The sequence below is a fragment of the Nonomuraea sp. NPDC048916 genome (assembly GCF_040649575.1).
GTDB lineage: Bacteria > Actinomycetota > Actinomycetes > Streptosporangiales > Streptosporangiaceae > Nonomuraea.
Genome location: NZ_JBEZFS010000036.1, coordinates 37316 through 51917, shown reverse-complemented (window position 1 = coordinate 51917; position 14602 = coordinate 37316). Strand labels below are relative to the sequence as shown.

The 14602-nt window shown below is 69.1% G+C and carries 12 protein-coding genes and 1 pseudogene; 9 read left to right on the top strand and 4 right to left on the bottom strand.

The features are described 5' to 3' along the window. The first annotated feature begins 5 nt into the window (after positions 1-5). The 6 genes from AB0C16_RS31050 (at position 6) to AB0C16_RS31025 (ending at position 4601) form a co-directional block, all read left to right on the top strand. Entirely contained in the window at positions 6-761 is a 756-nt protein-coding gene (locus tag AB0C16_RS31050) for a GntR family transcriptional regulator (RefSeq protein WP_357688034.1), read from the top strand. Between the two features lie 107 nt (positions 762-868). Further along, positions 869-1183, top strand: a complete 315-nt coding sequence (locus AB0C16_RS31045; RefSeq protein WP_357688032.1) for a hypothetical protein — start codon at positions 869-871, stop codon at positions 1181-1183. 99 nt (positions 1184-1282) lie between these two features. Further along, positions 1283-1846 carry an amidohydrolase family protein gene (locus AB0C16_RS31040; RefSeq protein ID WP_357688030.1) on the top strand — a complete coding sequence of 188 codons (564 nt, stop codon included), beginning with the start codon at positions 1283-1285 and terminating at the stop codon, positions 1844-1846. Between the two features lie 327 nt (positions 1847-2173). Then, a complete protein-coding gene (locus tag AB0C16_RS31035) occupies positions 2174-3301 on the top strand; it encodes an FAD-dependent oxidoreductase (protein WP_357688028.1) in 1128 nt (375 codons plus the stop codon). Between the two features lie 27 nt (positions 3302-3328). Further along, positions 3329-3709, top strand: coding sequence for a hypothetical protein (locus AB0C16_RS31030; protein WP_357688026.1), 381 nt, complete (start codon positions 3329-3331; stop codon positions 3707-3709). Positions 3710-3863: 154 nt separating this feature from the next. Then, positions 3864-4601, top strand: a complete 738-nt coding sequence (locus AB0C16_RS31025) for a VOC family protein (RefSeq protein ID WP_357688024.1) — start codon at positions 3864-3866, stop codon at positions 4599-4601. 401 nt (positions 4602-5002) lie between these two features. On the opposite strand, the gene rph is transcribed toward AB0C16_RS31025, so the two are convergent. Together rph and AB0C16_RS31015 are read right to left on the bottom strand one after the other, a co-directional pair. After that, on the bottom strand, positions 5003-7600 hold the full coding sequence (gene rph, locus AB0C16_RS31020) for a rifamycin-inactivating phosphotransferase (RefSeq protein ID WP_357688022.1): 2598 nt from the start codon (positions 7598-7600) through the stop codon (positions 5003-5005). Between the two features lie 617 nt (positions 7601-8217). Beyond that, positions 8218-9168 (bottom strand): helix-turn-helix domain-containing protein, encoded by a 951-nt coding sequence (locus AB0C16_RS31015; protein WP_357688020.1) that lies wholly within the window; start codon positions 9166-9168, stop codon positions 8218-8220. Between the two features lie 219 nt (positions 9169-9387). On the opposite strand from AB0C16_RS31015, the gene AB0C16_RS31010 reads away from it, so the two are divergent. After that, positions 9388-11043 (top strand): serine hydrolase, encoded by a 1656-nt coding sequence (locus tag AB0C16_RS31010; RefSeq protein ID WP_357688018.1) that lies wholly within the window; start codon positions 9388-9390, stop codon positions 11041-11043. A 71-nt stretch (positions 11044-11114) separates the two neighbouring features. Here AB0C16_RS31010 and AB0C16_RS31005 read toward each other — a convergent pair whose 3' ends face one another. Then, on the bottom strand, positions 11115-12017 hold the full coding sequence (locus AB0C16_RS31005) for a helix-turn-helix transcriptional regulator (RefSeq protein WP_357688016.1): 903 nt from the start codon (positions 12015-12017) through the stop codon (positions 11115-11117). A gap of 139 nt (positions 12018-12156) precedes the next feature. On the opposite strand from AB0C16_RS31005, the pseudogene AB0C16_RS31000 reads away from it, so the two are divergent. Further along, a pseudogene (locus AB0C16_RS31000) lies at positions 12157-12312 on the top strand (alcohol dehydrogenase catalytic domain-containing protein); the annotation flags it as partial. Between the two features lie 222 nt (positions 12313-12534). Here the strand turns inward: AB0C16_RS31000 and AB0C16_RS30995 are convergent. Continuing rightward, positions 12535-13833 (bottom strand): alpha/beta hydrolase domain-containing protein, encoded by a 1299-nt coding sequence (locus tag AB0C16_RS30995; protein WP_357688014.1) that lies wholly within the window; start codon positions 13831-13833, stop codon positions 12535-12537. Positions 13834-13939: 106 nt separating this feature from the next. Here AB0C16_RS30995 and AB0C16_RS30990 point away from each other — a divergent pair, with 106 nt between their 5' ends. After that, positions 13940-14365, top strand: coding sequence for a ClpX C4-type zinc finger protein (locus tag AB0C16_RS30990; RefSeq protein ID WP_357688098.1), 426 nt, complete (start codon positions 13940-13942; stop codon positions 14363-14365). The last annotated feature ends 237 nt before the right edge of the window (positions 14366-14602 follow it).

Here is a 14602-nt window from a genome sequence, read left to right as displayed (position 1 = left end):
CCACGATGACCCCCGACGCCGGGCACGAGGCGAGATACCGCGCCATCGCCGCCGACCTCGCCGCGAAGATCCGGTCGGGACACTACGCCCCCGGCGAGGCCCTGCCCCCGCAACGGGAGCTGAGCGCCTCCTACGGGGTGACCCTCATGACGCTGCGCCAGGCGTTGCGGGAGCTCAGCGACGAGCGGCTGATCGTGCAGCGGCCCGGCAAGGGCACGTTCGTGGCCCCGCCCCACCTGGCGTACCAGCTCGGCTCGCTCCGCAGTCTGGCCGACGATCTGCGGGAACAGGGCCACGACGTGCGCACCGTGGTGGCCGGGCGGGCGCTGCGCCGGGCCCCCGCCCGGATCGCCGCGGAGCTGCGGCTGCGTCCCGGCGACACCGCCCTGCGGCTGGAGCGGGTCCGCGAGTTCGCGGGCCGTCCCGCCGTTCACCAGGTGTCCTGGGTCCGCCGGCCGGTGGCCGACCAGATCCGCGACCGCGACTTCACCGCCGTCTCCCTCTACACGGCGCTCGCCGAAGCGGGAGTGGCGGTCGCCCGGGCGTCCGAGGTGGTCCGGCCCGGCCTGCTCGACCCCGCCGCCGCGCGCCGCCTTCACGAGCCTGAGGGCAGTGCCGTGCTCGTCAGCACCCGGATCACCTACACGCCCGACGCCGTTCCCGTCGTTTCCGACCATGCCACCATCCTGGGCACCATGATGGAGATCCGCACCGAACGCGCCGCGACCGGCCTCTCCCTCACCTGGCGCGCCACCAGCTAGAGCTCATCAGGCAGGCCGGCGAGGGTGGCCACTGCTGATCGTCCTAACTACGATCGATTAGTTGACGATGGGGCCTCTGCGGTCGCAATCCCCAGAAAGGCGTCAACATGACACGCGTGATCTTCTCCGGTGGGCATGTGTTCGATGGCACGGGAGCACCGCCGGCACCGGCCGACGTAGTAATCGAGGGCGAGCGGATCCTGGACGTCGGCCCCGGGCTGGACGGCGAGGAAGTGGTCGACTGCACGGGGCTCACCCTGCTGCCCGGCCTGTTCGACGCTCACGTGCACCTGATCGTCGGCCCCTACGACGCGGTCGGCCAGCTGTACGAGCCGTTCTCGCTAGTTCTACCAGGCCGCCAGGAACATGCGCACCACGCTCGGCGTCGGCATCACCACGGTCCGGGACGCCTGCGGCGCTGACCTCGGGATCAAGGTGGCCCAGGAGCGCGGCTTGATTCCGGGCCCGCGGATCCATCTGTCGATCAACCAACTCAGCCAGACCGGCGGCCAGGGCGATCATTGGGAGGCCTCGGGCTGCTGTCCGACGGGTGTGTTCACGCCGCCGCCACCGAAGGCATCAAGGTGGCCGTGCGCAACGGCGTCCGCTCGATCGAGCACGGCTACTTCATTGACGACGAGGCCATCGAGATGATGCTCGAACGCGGCACCTGGCTGGTGCCCACGCTGATGGCCGCCCGCGGCACCCTCGACGCCGCCGAGCAGTACCCCGACCACATGGTCGCCAAGGCCCGCGAAGTCGTCGACGCCCAACTCCACGGGGTACGGCGGGCCGTGGTGGCGGGCGTGCGCATCGCGTTCGGCACCGACTCGGGTGTCACCGCGCACGGCCGCAACCTGGAGGAACTGCCGCTCATGCTGGACTGCGGCATGACCCCCGCGCAGGTCCTGCACTCCGCGACGCTGTCGGCGGCGCAGCTGCTGGGCGTGCAGAACGAACTCGGCTCGCTGGAGCCCGGCAAGCGCGCCGACCTCGTACTCGTGGACGGTGACCCGTTGGACGTCGACACGCTGGCCGACCGGATCGTCGGCGTCTATCAAAACGGTCGGCTTGTCCATTCTTGATGCCATCGGCAACACACCCCTGATCGAACTGGAACGCGTCGCTCGCGGGGTGCGGGTCGCCTGCTGGCCAAGCTTGAGTATCTCAGGCAAGAAGGACCGCATCGCCCTGGAGATGATCAAGGACTCCCGGACGTGCGGCGCCCTGTCCGCTGGTCAGCTCGTGGTTGAGCTGACTCTGATCTCAACTCCGTACAGGCCCTCTAGCTGTACTGCCGACCCCGGCGCTGTTACTGGAATGTCGCCTTGCCTCCGACGGACCATGTCACGCCCGGCGCGGTTACTTCCGTCGTATGTGTGAGAAGCAGAAGAGGGATCAAGGAGACGCCGATGACGTCGAGAATTGTGGTGCTCGGAGCCGGCTACGCGGGCCTGACCGCCGCGACGCGGCTCGCCAAGCGGACGCGCCGGACAGGTGCCGAGATCATCCTGGTGAACGCCGCCGCAGACTTTCTCGAAAGGCCGCGCTTGCATCAGCATGCCACCGGTCAGCGCCTGCGCGCATTGCCGCTCGCCGACGTGTTCGACCCCAAAAGCCTGGTGGTAGATCGTGTGACCGGACTGGACCTTGCCGAACGCCGCGTACATCTCCAAGAGCGGGTCTTGAGCTATGACCTTCTCCTCTACGCCCTGGGGAGCACTGTTGAGACGGAATCCGTGCCCGGAGCCGCCGAGCACGCCCACACCCTCGCCGACGAGGCCACCGCTGCCCGGCTTGCGGCCGTGCTCGACACGCTGCCCGCTGGCGCGGCGGTCGCCGTGTGTGGGGGAGGGCTGTGCGGGATCGAGATGGCCGCCGAGGCGGCGGAGTCGCACCCCCGGTTGCGGATCACGCTGATCTCGAGGAGCGAGCCGGGGTCCTGGCTCTCGTCCGCCGCGCGAAGGCACTTGCGGCACGCGTTCGACCGGCTGGGCGTCAAGGTCGTCGCCGGAGCCGAGATCGTGGAGGTGGCCGAGGATTCGCTCGCGCTGGCGAGCGGCGCGCGCCTGTCGTACGACGCGGTGATCTGGGCGGGTGGCTTCACCGTGGCGCCGCTGGCCCGCGCGGCTGGGCTGGCGGTCAACACGCGCGGCAGAATCGTGGTCGACGAGAGCCTCAGGTCCATCTCGCATCCTGAGGTCTACGCGGTTGGTGACGCGGTGGCCGTCTCTGGGCCGTGGGGCGAGACGCTGGCGTACGGCTGTCGCTCAGGTGGCTTCACAGGGCCATACGCCGCGGACGCGATCGTTGACGGGCTGGCCGGGCGGGAGCCGCGGCCGTTCCGCTTCCGCTACCTCCATGAGTGCGTCAGCCTGGGACGACGGGACGCGGTGGTGCAGTTTCTCCACGCGGACGAGACCCCGCGCCGACTGGTGCTCACCGGCAAGCCGGCCGTCCGTTACAAGGACACCGTTTTGAACGGCGCGCGCCTGCTGTTTCGGTGGCCCGGCCCCTACATCCCGCGCCTGGCCTCATGATGGGCGAGACGGCCGCCGTTGAAGCGAGTGGATGACATCGCCCGGTTCGATCTGGGGCGGGTCGAGGTCTCCAAGGTGCCGATCCGGCGGATGAAGACCCTCGCGCGGTACGGATCGGGCAGCAAGGCCCTGCTGCCGGCCAAACTGCGGGAGCCGCGGCGGACGGCGACGCTGGTGGCGGTGACCCGGTCGTTGGAGGCGGAGGCGATCGACGACGCGCTCGACCTGTTCGCGCTGCTGATGGCCACACGGCTGATCAGCCCGGCGCGGCGGAAGTCGTCTGGCGCGCCGCCAGGTGTCGCGCAAGCCGTTGCTGCCGAAGGCGATCGACGGCTCGCTGGTGACGCCGGCGTGGAAGCGGGCGGTGTTCGCCAACCCGGATCTTCCGCAGGGCGCGGTGGGTCGTGACGCTTACGTGGTGTGCGTGCTGGAGGTCACCGCCTCCAGCACCCCGCCCAAACCTTCGGCAGCTCGGCGAAGTCCCCGACCTGCCCATTACCGACAGTTGAGCCGGAGGTGCCTGCTTCATCCTGGTTGATCCGTTGGGCATAGGGTTGGCGGCATGGCGCTGCAACTTGTTCAGGTGAATTTCAAGGCCCGGGATGACTCGGCGCTCGGCCGGTTCTGGGCGGAGGCGCTCAACTGGGGCGTTTCCAGCGAGGGACCCGGTGTGACCAACGTTGAACCCGTGGGCTTCGCCTGGCCGGACCCCGCCGCCGTCTGCGTCGATGTCGTCACCGTCCCGGACCCCGAATCGGTGAAGTACCGCGTGCACATCGATCTCGCCACTACCTCTGCGGCCCATCAGGCGGAGTTGGTCGCGCGCCTGAAGGAGCTCGGTGCGACGCCTGCCAATGTGGGCCAGGGCGACGTGCCGTGGACGGTTCTGGCCGACCCGGAGGGCAACGTGTTCTGCGTGCTGGAGCCTCGGGAGATCTACCGGGACACCGGACCGATCGCCGCGGTGATCGTCGACTGCGCCGACCCGCGGGCCATGGCCCGGTTCTGGGGCGAGGCGATCGACTGGACCCTCCACGAGGTGACCGACGATCATGCGCTGCTGCGCTCCGCCAAGGGTGTCGGGCCGTATCTGGAGTTCCTCCGCACGCCCGACAGGAAGGACGCGTGGAACCGCGTCCATCTCGACCTGCTGCCGTACCCCGGTGACGATCAAGCGGCGGAGGTGGCCCGGCTGGAGGCCCTCGGCGCGACGCCCGCCGATGTGGGCCAGGGCGACGTCCCGTGGATCGTCCTCGCTGACCCGGAAGGCAACGAGTTCTGCGTCCTCGCCCCGGCCTGACGCGCAGCCTCCCCGCCTGCTGGCCGGACGAACGCCAACGCCTCCGGCCACACCTTCCACGCGTACCGCACCGACGCTGATCGCGCTGGCCACGAACCTGGGCCTGGCTCGGATGTCGTCAACGGATGTGACACCAATCCGTGCTCACCGGTCCGCTCCTACCGGACCCCAGATCGCTGGTGGCGGCTGGCCTCCGTACGGGCTGGGGGTGATCGCCGCCGCTAACCTCCTTCGGCGGCTCACGGCATCGAGCCCGATGGGCGCCTGAGGCAGCGTGACCGCAGCAACGCTGCCGTACTTCGGCACCCCGAATAAGGGCCGAATCCCATGCTGTGGACCCCGTTGGACTCCACCCGGATATTTGGCCGGAAGCTTCGGTTGGGCCTTCTCGGTGTGGTCGGTCAAGGCAGGATCTCGACGTATCCGTCGGTTCCGTGCACGCGGATCCGCTGCCCGTCCCGGATCAGCCGGGTGGCCTGCTGCACGCCCACGACGGCCGGCAAGCCGTATTCCCGGGCGATCACTGCGCCGTGGGTCATCAGGCCGCCCACCTCCGTCACCAGGCCCGTGATCGCGACGAACAGGGGCGACCAGCTGGGGTCTGTGTAAGCCGTGACCAGGATGTCGCCCGCCTCAAGATCTGCCTCCGCCATGTCAAGGATGACGCGGGCCCTCCCCTCGATGGTCCCGGCGGAGACCGGCAAGCCGATCAGGGCACCAGCCGGCACGTCGTCGCGCCGGTACGCCCCGGCGATGGCCTCGCCATCCGACGTGAGCACCCGCGGTGGCGTGAGCGCCCGGTACGACCGGAACGCGTCCTTGCGCTGCTGGATGAGCTGGTCATCCACCTGGTTGGTGCGCACGACGTCGTGGAGCTCCTGGAACGTAAGGTAGAAGATGTCCTTTTTCTCAGGAAGCACGTTGGCCTGCACGAGGCGCTCGGCCTCGTCCAGCAAGGCCTGCTTGTAGACGAAGTAGCGGCTGACGATGCCGTACTTCGGGTACTCCCGGTACCCGATGAAGGTCCGGACCCGGTCGATCATCCGCTTGGTCTCATCGGCCTTCTGCTCCCCGTCCGGCAGGGCCCGCAAGCGTGACAGCACGTCCTGTTCCTTCCTCTGCGCCTCCTGCCGCCCTTGCTCGAAGCGCCGCTTTGCGGCACCCGGCTCGAAGAGCTTGATGTTGTCGAGGATCACGGGCACGAGCGTGGTGGGCCGCTCGCGCCAACGCGGCCTCGTGATGTCGATCTCGCCGACGCAGCGCATGCCATACCGGTCGAGGTAGGCCTCGATGGCGTCGCGCGCTTCGGTCCCGCCCGCGAGCTTCGGCAGCTCGTCCAGGAAGCCCTCGTCCTCGACGTCCTGCAGAAACGCCACCACCTGCGGATGCGGACGGATCACGTCCGCGACATCGAGCAGCGCCAGCCCCATCTCCGACGTGACGTTGTCGGGGGCGGACAGCGTGAGCGTGTCGGCCGCGTTCTTCTCGCCCAGCCACTCCCGCAGCTTGTCGTTGAGCCACCACGTGGCCTCCATCCCCGCCATGATCGCCTGCATGCTCAGCGGATCACTGAGGACCCGCTTGTGCTCCTGGAAGGCCTCCAGCAGGAAGTCGAACAGCGCCGGCCCGGTCTTCGTCCGGATGTCGCGCCGCAGGGCGGCGATGGACGCCTGGCTGCGCTCGATCAGCCCGGTGACGATAGCCGGATCGGTCTCGATCGGGGCGGACGCGCCGCCGACCGGCGGCCCGCCGGGACCCCCGTCCGGGAGCGACGGGACGAAGTCGCCGCGGTCGAGGACCGTCTCCAGCGCGTCCCTGATCAGCGGATCGGACCTCCCCGCCATCTCCAGGAGGCCGGCGCGGCTCGCGGGCGAGGCCAGGCGCCGGGTGACGTCGACGAACAGCCGCCCGCCGGCCTCGTGCATCGGCGCCACGGCCGTCAGCTGCCACACAGAAACGCCCAGCGGCTTCATGGGGTCGGTCATCATCTGCCCGTGACCGACCGAGAGGTAGACGTGATTCTCCTGGCCGCCGGTCTCGGGGATGGGGAACAGCGTGGTGATCGGCCGGCTCTGAACGAACTGGAAGCCATCATCCAGCAGGCACCATTCGATGTCCTGCGGGCGGCCGAAGTGCGCTTCGATCCGCCGGCCGAGCTGCACGAGCCGCACGACCTGCGCATCCGTCAGCGCCGGCAGCTCCTGCCGCTGCGGGTCGATCGGCAGTATCTGCGTCCCGCCAGCCGGCGAAGCGTGGATGGCACGCTTCTTGGCGGCGACCGCCTTGGTGACGACCTCGCCGTCTCGCACCTTGTAGACGTCCGGGTTCACCAGGCCGGAGACCAGGGCCTCGCCGAGGCCGAAGCCGGCGTCCACGGTGGCGACCTTCCGGTTGCCCGTGACGGGGTCGGCCGTGAACACGATGCCGGCCGCATGCGGGAAGAGCATCTGCTGCACGACCACGGCCATGCGGACCTTCCGGTGGTCGAAGCCGTTCCGCAGGCGGTAGGTCACGGCCCGCTCGGTGAACAGCGACGCCCAGCACCGGCCGACGTGCTGGAGGATCGCCGCCGGACCCACGACGTTCAGGTAGGTGTCCTGCTGGCCGGCGAAGGATGCCGTCGGCAGGTCCTCTGCCGTAGCGCTGGATCGCACGGCATAGGCGGCGTGCTCGCCGAGCTGCGCGAGCGCGCGGGTGATCGCCGCCGCGAGATCGTCAGGGATGGCGATCCCTTCGATGGTTTGGCGGATCTCCGCGCTGAGCCTGCGGATCACCTCCCGGTCATCCGGGTTCAGGCGCGACAGCTGATCGAGCCGATCGTCGATCGACGGCGCTTCCGCCATGATCCGCCGGAAGGCGTACGTCGTCACGCAAAAGCCAGCCGGCACCCGGATGCCTTCGATCCGCGACAACTCCCCCAGGTGCGCGCCCTTGCCGCCAACGACCGCGACCTGCATCTCGTCAACCTCTTGAAGATCCAACACATGCGGCTCGATCATTGCGACACCTCCGAGGCTGCCGTCCTCCATCGCACTGCACCGGCCGATCGAATCACCGGCGCCTCACGCTCTGTCGAACCTCTTGTTGGGCGCGTCCCCATCCCTCGTTGCCTTCCCTTTGACGAGTCGGCCGGCCGCTCCGCCCCGGGCGGCCCCGCGCACCGCACCCGCGCCTCGAGCGCCCCCGACCACACCACCAGTCCCACCCGCGGTTCGACGCCACCGCGTCCCCCATACATCGACAACGACACACGCACGTCGAACCCTCATTCGGCAGGTACTGGCCTCGGCCGACGATTCTGCTGCAAGATCCGGGTCTTGCCGCAAGCCCCTCGGTGCGCTGTACGTTAAGAAGAAGCGGCGCGCGCTCCAGCGCGGCGGCGTGCTCGCCCAGGACAGCGTCGTAGGCGGGCGGGAGCCGGGTCGGGGCATCCGGACGGCCCTTCGTGATCTCGGAAGCGGATCCGAGACCTTGTGAACCCGCGCGGTGCGCAATCTCGGAAGTCACACCTGGGAGTGTGGTTCCGGGATCGCGTCAATCTCGGAACTGCGACGCTGCCCGGCAGGCGCGCGGATGTGGCTGGAGGGATCGCGGTTGCGACGTCCACCCGGCTTCGTCATTTCCGAGTCCCTCGAGTCGAGCGCGGACTGGCGATCAGTGCGTCGCGTTGTGCGGAGCTCAGGCGGTCCGGCCTCGGGGTGATGGCGTACTCGCCGCGCCCGAGCCGCTCCACGGCGAGCGGGTCGGAGAGGATCGGACGACGGCTGATCGCGTCCAGGGCGTCGACCGCCCGCTGGACGGGCCAGTCCAGCGCCGTAGCGAGGTCGTCCACGGTGAGTGACCGAGGGGCGTACACCAGCGCGGCCACTACCGTCAGCGCGTCGCCCACGACGGCGTCGGTGAGGCCGCTGTCGTTCATCTGCTCGCTGATCCAGGCGAAGAACTGAGCCATCTGGCCCAGCCGGGTGCCGGCGGGCGTGCCGGAGCCGAAGATCTCGATCCCGTGCCGCGCGGCCGCCGCGACCTCGGCGTGTGCCCCGGTGTCGGCTTTGAACGCCCGGAGCCAGACGTCGTCGTCGATGACGTACCGCTCGCGGCGGCCGGAATCCTGTGTGCGCCTGACCAGCTCGATCGCCTTGAGGTAGCCGATGGCCTTGGACACCGACGCCGGGCTGACCTGTAGCTGGCGTACGAGCTCGGCGGACGTCAGGCTCCCGGAGTCGGAGGTGAGCAGACAGACGAACACGCGAGCGGGCATCCGGGGAAGGCCGGTCCCGGCCAGCAGCGTCGCGAACTGCTCCACGAAACCGCGCACGGACTCGGCCGGCCGCCCGTCGGCCGGTGGCTCCGTGGCCTGAAACGGTCTGCGGCGGCGGGCGCGCTGCCCGGCGGCCTGCTGGGCGCGGTCGGCCAGGTAGCCGCCGGGCGCGCTGTTGCGGGCCACTTCGCGGCTGATCGTGGACGTGGGCCTGCCCAGCCGCCGGGCGATCTCGGCGTATCCCAGCCCTTCGACCAGCCAGCTCGCGATCTGCTGGCGATCCTCGTGGGTCAGCCTGCCTCCGGGCATCGGCTCGCCCTCCTGTCGGTTCGGTCCACGGGTGCGTTCACCAACAGTACATTGCAACGGCTGGTCGATATGGATTGCATTTATCAACAATGCTGTTGCAACGATTGACGCGAAAGACCAGGAAATCAAGCACTCATTGAGATTTGTCGTTGACGAGACTTGAAACGCAACGTAGCCTTTTCCCGCTTGGAAAGGCTTGAGCGAGATGAGGAACCCCTTATGACAAGAGCGTTGGATGTGAACCGGATTCGAGCTCGCGTCTCCGAGGTGCTCGCGGAATACCGGATCCCGAGCGCCGCGATCGGCGTCCTCCGCGACGGAGAGATCACCGACTTCGCCGTCGGCGTCAAGAACATCTCCACGCGGGAGCCCGCGAGGACCGACACCATCTACCAGTGCGGCTCCGTATCCAAGACATGGACCGCCCTCGCCTTCATGCAGCTCGTCGACGAGGGGAAAGTCGCCCTGGACGAGCCGGTGCGGACCTACCTCCCTGGTTTCCGGGTCGCCGACCCCGACGTCAGAGCCAAGGTCGCACCCCGCCATCTCCTCAACCACACCAACGGCATCGAGGAGGACTACGGAGATCCGGGCGAGGACGACGACGTGTACGAGCGCATGGTGGAGAACATCGCCGGCGCACGGCAAGTCCACCCCTTGGGCCACACTCACGGCTACAGCGCGGCCCTGGGCTACGCGATCCTCGCCCGCATCATGGAGGTGATCGACGGCAAGCGGTGGGACGACATCATGAAGGATCGCCTGTTCGACCCCTTGGGGCTGACCTCGACGAGCAGTCGGCGTGAGCACGTGGACCAGGATCGGGCCGCGACCGGATACCTGATCCGATCCCTCGAAGAGGGGCCCATCCTCTCACCGCTGGGTCACCTGCCGCGCTCCTTCGGCCCCGGAGGCAACGTCAACACGACAGCCCGGGAATTGCTCACGATGGCGTACGTCTTCCTCAACGAAGGAAAGGCGCCGAACGGGACCAGAATCGTCTCACCCGGCATCATCCGCGAGATGACGGAGTCGCGGGTCCCCATACCTGACCCGTACATGTTCGGGCCGGAATGGGCACTCGGCCTCATCGTGTGCGATTGGCACGGCCAAACCATCTACGCCCACGACGGCAGCGCAGTCAGCCAGAGCGCCCGCCTGCGGATCCTGCCGGAATCGAACATCGCCGTCTCGATGCTGGCAAACGCCGGGCCGCGCGACAGCTTCTACCGGAAAGTGTTCAACGAAATCCTGGCCGACCTCGGCGCGGTCACGATCCCCGACCTACCGGAGCCCGACCCGACCCTGGCCCTCGACCTGTCCAGGTACGAAGGCTCCTACGGGCGCCCCGGCACCCGCTACGAAGTGGCGGCCGAACACGGGAAGCTCCACCTCAAATTCACCCTGAACCCCATGGAGGCGCAACTCCTCAATAAACCAGAACAGCTCGACTACGAACTGCTCCCGATCAGCGAGACCCACTTCTTGATGCCATCGGACGATCCGCTCGAGGACCCTCAGACCGTCGCAATCTACGACTTCAAGAATGGCGCCGCACAGTATCTTCACACCAATTGCCGAGTAAATCCGAGAGTCAATGAGGAGGGTGCCACGATGCACGTCATGGCTGTTTCCGCGATTTCCGACAACGACGGTTTCTGGGATTCCCTGAAGAGGGCGTACGGCCAGCTTCCCAAGGGTGCCAAGTGGACGCTGGCGGTGGCGAGCACCGACGGGACCAAGGCGGTGAACGTCATCATTCATGACTCGATCGACGGCGTCAGGAGCTTCTTCGAGGATCACGTCGGCGCCTTTGCCACGACGGAATACTTCGAGGCCGACGCGGCCAACGCGGTCGGCCTCCCCGCGAAGTAGCCGCTCCTTGCGCTGCCGTCCGCCCAAGCCGCGACGGCGGGCGGACCTTGGGCCAGGTGCCGCTGGCAGGGCTAGCGGGATCGCGCGGAGCCGGCGGCCGCCTCGTCGTCGGCCTCCGTCGTCTGCTCGACGGCCAGGGAGGCCAGCAGACGCAGGCGCTCGGCGGAGGGCGACCCTGGCTCGGCGGTGTAGATGATGAGGACCAGGCCGGGTTCGGCGGTGATGGCGAGCTCTTCGTAGGCTAGGACGAGTTCGCCCACCTCGGGGTGGATGAACCGCTTCGTCCCTGTCCCGTGGGTGCGCACGTCATGCGCCGCCCAGAGCGTGCGGAAGGTTTCGCTCCGGGTAGAGAGCTCGCCGACCAGGTCCTGCAGGGCGCGATCGTGCGGGTCGCGGCCGGCTTCCGCGCGCATGATCGCGACGCACATGTTGGCGAACAGTTCCCAGTCAGGATAGAAGTCACGCGAGGCGGGGTCGAGGAACTGGAAGCGGGCCAGGTTCGCGGTGCGACCGCCGCCGCCGATCACGGGTGAGTAGAACCGGCGGCCGAGCGTGTTGGCGGCCAGCAGGTCCTGGCGCGGGTTGCGGACGAAGGCGACGGCGTCGGTGATGGCCTCCAGCGCCCAGTGCAGGCTCGGCCGGGAGGCGCTGTGCCGGGTGGCGCGGCGGCGCGTCCGGCCGGAGGCGGGGATGCCGTCGGCGGCGCGGGCCAGGTCGAACAGGTGGGCGCGCTCGGTGTCGTCGAGCTGTAGCGCTCGTGCGACCGCCTCCAGGACCGAGGCGGAGGCGCCGGCGATCGCGCCGCGTTCGAGCTTGGCGTAGTACTCCACGCTCACCCCCGCCAGGATGGCGACTTCGGTCCGCCGCAGGCCGGGCACGCGCCGGTTGAGGCCGGCGGGGATGCCCGCCTGCTTGGGCGTGACCTTGGCCCGGCGCGAGGTGAGAAACTCGCGGACTTCGCGGCGATTGTCCATAAGCCCAGCGTAGATGGGGTCTGGCGGGTCTGGGGTGCCCTGCCGGTACACCCATCAGCAGAGACTCCCGCGCCCGCGCCGGGCGGCGTTGACTGATGGGGATGAACCAACGCCCACGTCTGCTTCCGGCGCTGCCACGATCAGGCCGGGACAGTTCGTCGTCGGGTCGTTCTTCGCCTCCGACAACACCTGCGAGATCTGCCGGGCCGGCTACCAGTCCCGTTGCGTGCACGCCGAGCCGATCGGCGCCTTCGGCACCCAGGCGCAGTACGCCCGCATCCCGCTGGCCGACGGGCCGCGCTCGCCGAGCACGACCCCGGCCGCCGACACCACTGACCCGGCCGCCATCCCGAAGGCAGAAGGCCCCCATTCCTGCAGGAGGACGATCTCACCGCCCTGGTGATCGACGACGTCGAGGCGCCCGCCCTGCTCGCACTGGTCTGGAAGGGCCTGCTCAGCCAGGCCGTACGTGAGGCGCTGTGCTGCTGCCGCCGCGCGTTCTTCGGCTGAGCCGGACTCAGGGCACCCTGGCCTGCATGGACGCGGCGGCCAGGGCCTTGATCTCGGGCGCGTCGTCCGCGAGGAGGAACCCCTTGGCGACGGCGTCGTCGGTGGCGGCCTCGAAGGCGGGCAGGTAGCCGTCGCCGTACAGGCTGTCCAGGATGGCGGGGGAGAACGGGACGGTCAGGCCGAAGAGCCTGCCCAAGACGCCGTCGTCCGGGCTGACCCCGGTCAGTACGGCGGCGGGCACCTCCATCCAGGGCGTGCGGACCCCGCCGAGCGCGTTGCCGTGGTCGTCCCGCTCCAGCGCGGGGCCGGGCACGGTGGCCAGCGGGGGAGCCTGCGGCGGCGGAACGTCCTCGCGCACCCACTGGTCGAGCCGTCGGATCGCGGCCTTGGCGACGTAGTGGTGCTGGGGGCCGGAGTTGGCCAGGTGCTGCAGGTCCATGCCGATCACGCGGGTGGTCGGGGCTAGCGCGGCGGCCAGCTCCGCGGGGGTGGCGTGGGTGAGATCGAGGCGGCCGGTGGTGTTGAGGTAGGTGTCGGCGTGCGAGGCCCCGGCGAGCTCCCACACGCGCAGGTTCGACCCGTCGGGCCGCCTGGCCCCCGCGTACCCGGCCGTGATCACATCGGTCTCCGTCACCAGGGCGAGCACCGGCACCCGCGGGTCGGCGCGGAAGGGCACCGGCGTCCCATCGAGACCTGACGTCGCCGGCCGCCGCGACGGCACGAGGGCCGGGGCGATGCCGATGCGGCAGTGCGGCAGGAACCCGTCATACACCTGGGCGATCGGGTCGACCTCGTTGATGTAGGTGGTCAGCATGTAGGCACCCAGCGACATCCCGGCCGCGATGAGCCGCGCGCCGGGGAACAGCTCGCGGATGGCCATCCCGGCCTGGGAGAAGATGTCGTACGAGAAGTCGTCGCCGGGGTGGTCGAGCATCCCGTACCGTTCGGGGTTCGACGCCTTGAGCCCGCCCGGGGCCGGCCCGTCCACGGGATGCACGCTGCCGGTGACCCCCAGGCACTGGGCCGACACCCCGACCCAGACCATGCCACTCCGTAACAGCTCGCTGTGGATGTACTGCCATTCCACGCCGGCATCCATGAACGACGAGACGTTGAACCACTCCACCACCACGGTGCCGCTGAAGTGTTCGGGCCTGCGTACCAGGATCCGGGTCACGTACGAGGCCAATTCGTCGGCGTACGAGGCGGCCGTACCGCGCAGCAGGTACTCCTCCTCGGTGTAGCCCGTGGCCAGGCCGCGGGCGACCTCGATGGCCTGTCCGTCCGGGCATCGTTCGAGATTCATGGGTGTGTCTCCTCTCGTCTCGGGCTTGTCAGCCCGTCCTTGACGTCTCCAGATCCGTCAGCCTGTCCTTGACGCGGCGCGGTGTCAAGGGCAGGCTGACGCGGTGATGACGCGAAGCAAGGGCCGTCGCCGGGTGACGCCGGTGGAGGAGGTCGCCACCAGATGTTCGTTCTGCGGCATGTCCCACGCGGAGGCCAAGAGGGTCGTGGCGGGACCGGGTGTCTACATCTGCGACGCCTGCATCGAGCTGGCCCACCGGCTGCTCTCCGACCCGCCGCAGGGGAGCGAGCCCCAGCGGGCGCACCGCGGGCCCGATCCGGAGGCCGAGTGGCTTCCGGGCATGTCGGACGATGACCTGCTCGCCTCACTGCCGCGTCACGCGCTCACCATCGAGCAGGCCGAGCGTGACCTGCGGGCCTGGGTCCGCATCCTGCGCGACCGCGGGGTGACCTGGGCCAGGATCGGTCAGGCCCTGGGCATCTCCCGCCAGGCCGCCTGGGACCGCTTCGCCGCCGACGTCGAGGACCGCTGACCACCGCTCAGCTCGCCTCGTCGGCGATTTCGATCATCGTGGCTACGGGCAGGGCCGGGTTGGCCGCCGCGTCACCGGCCGTGCCCGGCTCCTGAGAAAGTCGTCGTCTGCGGTCAGGCCGGGCGGCAGGTGCAAGCTGCGGCCGAAGACGACCTCGTCATGTCCGTCTGCTCCTGCTGCGCGGTGCATTACCCCGAGCAGACGCTCGCCATCCATCATCACGCGCAAAGAGAACGG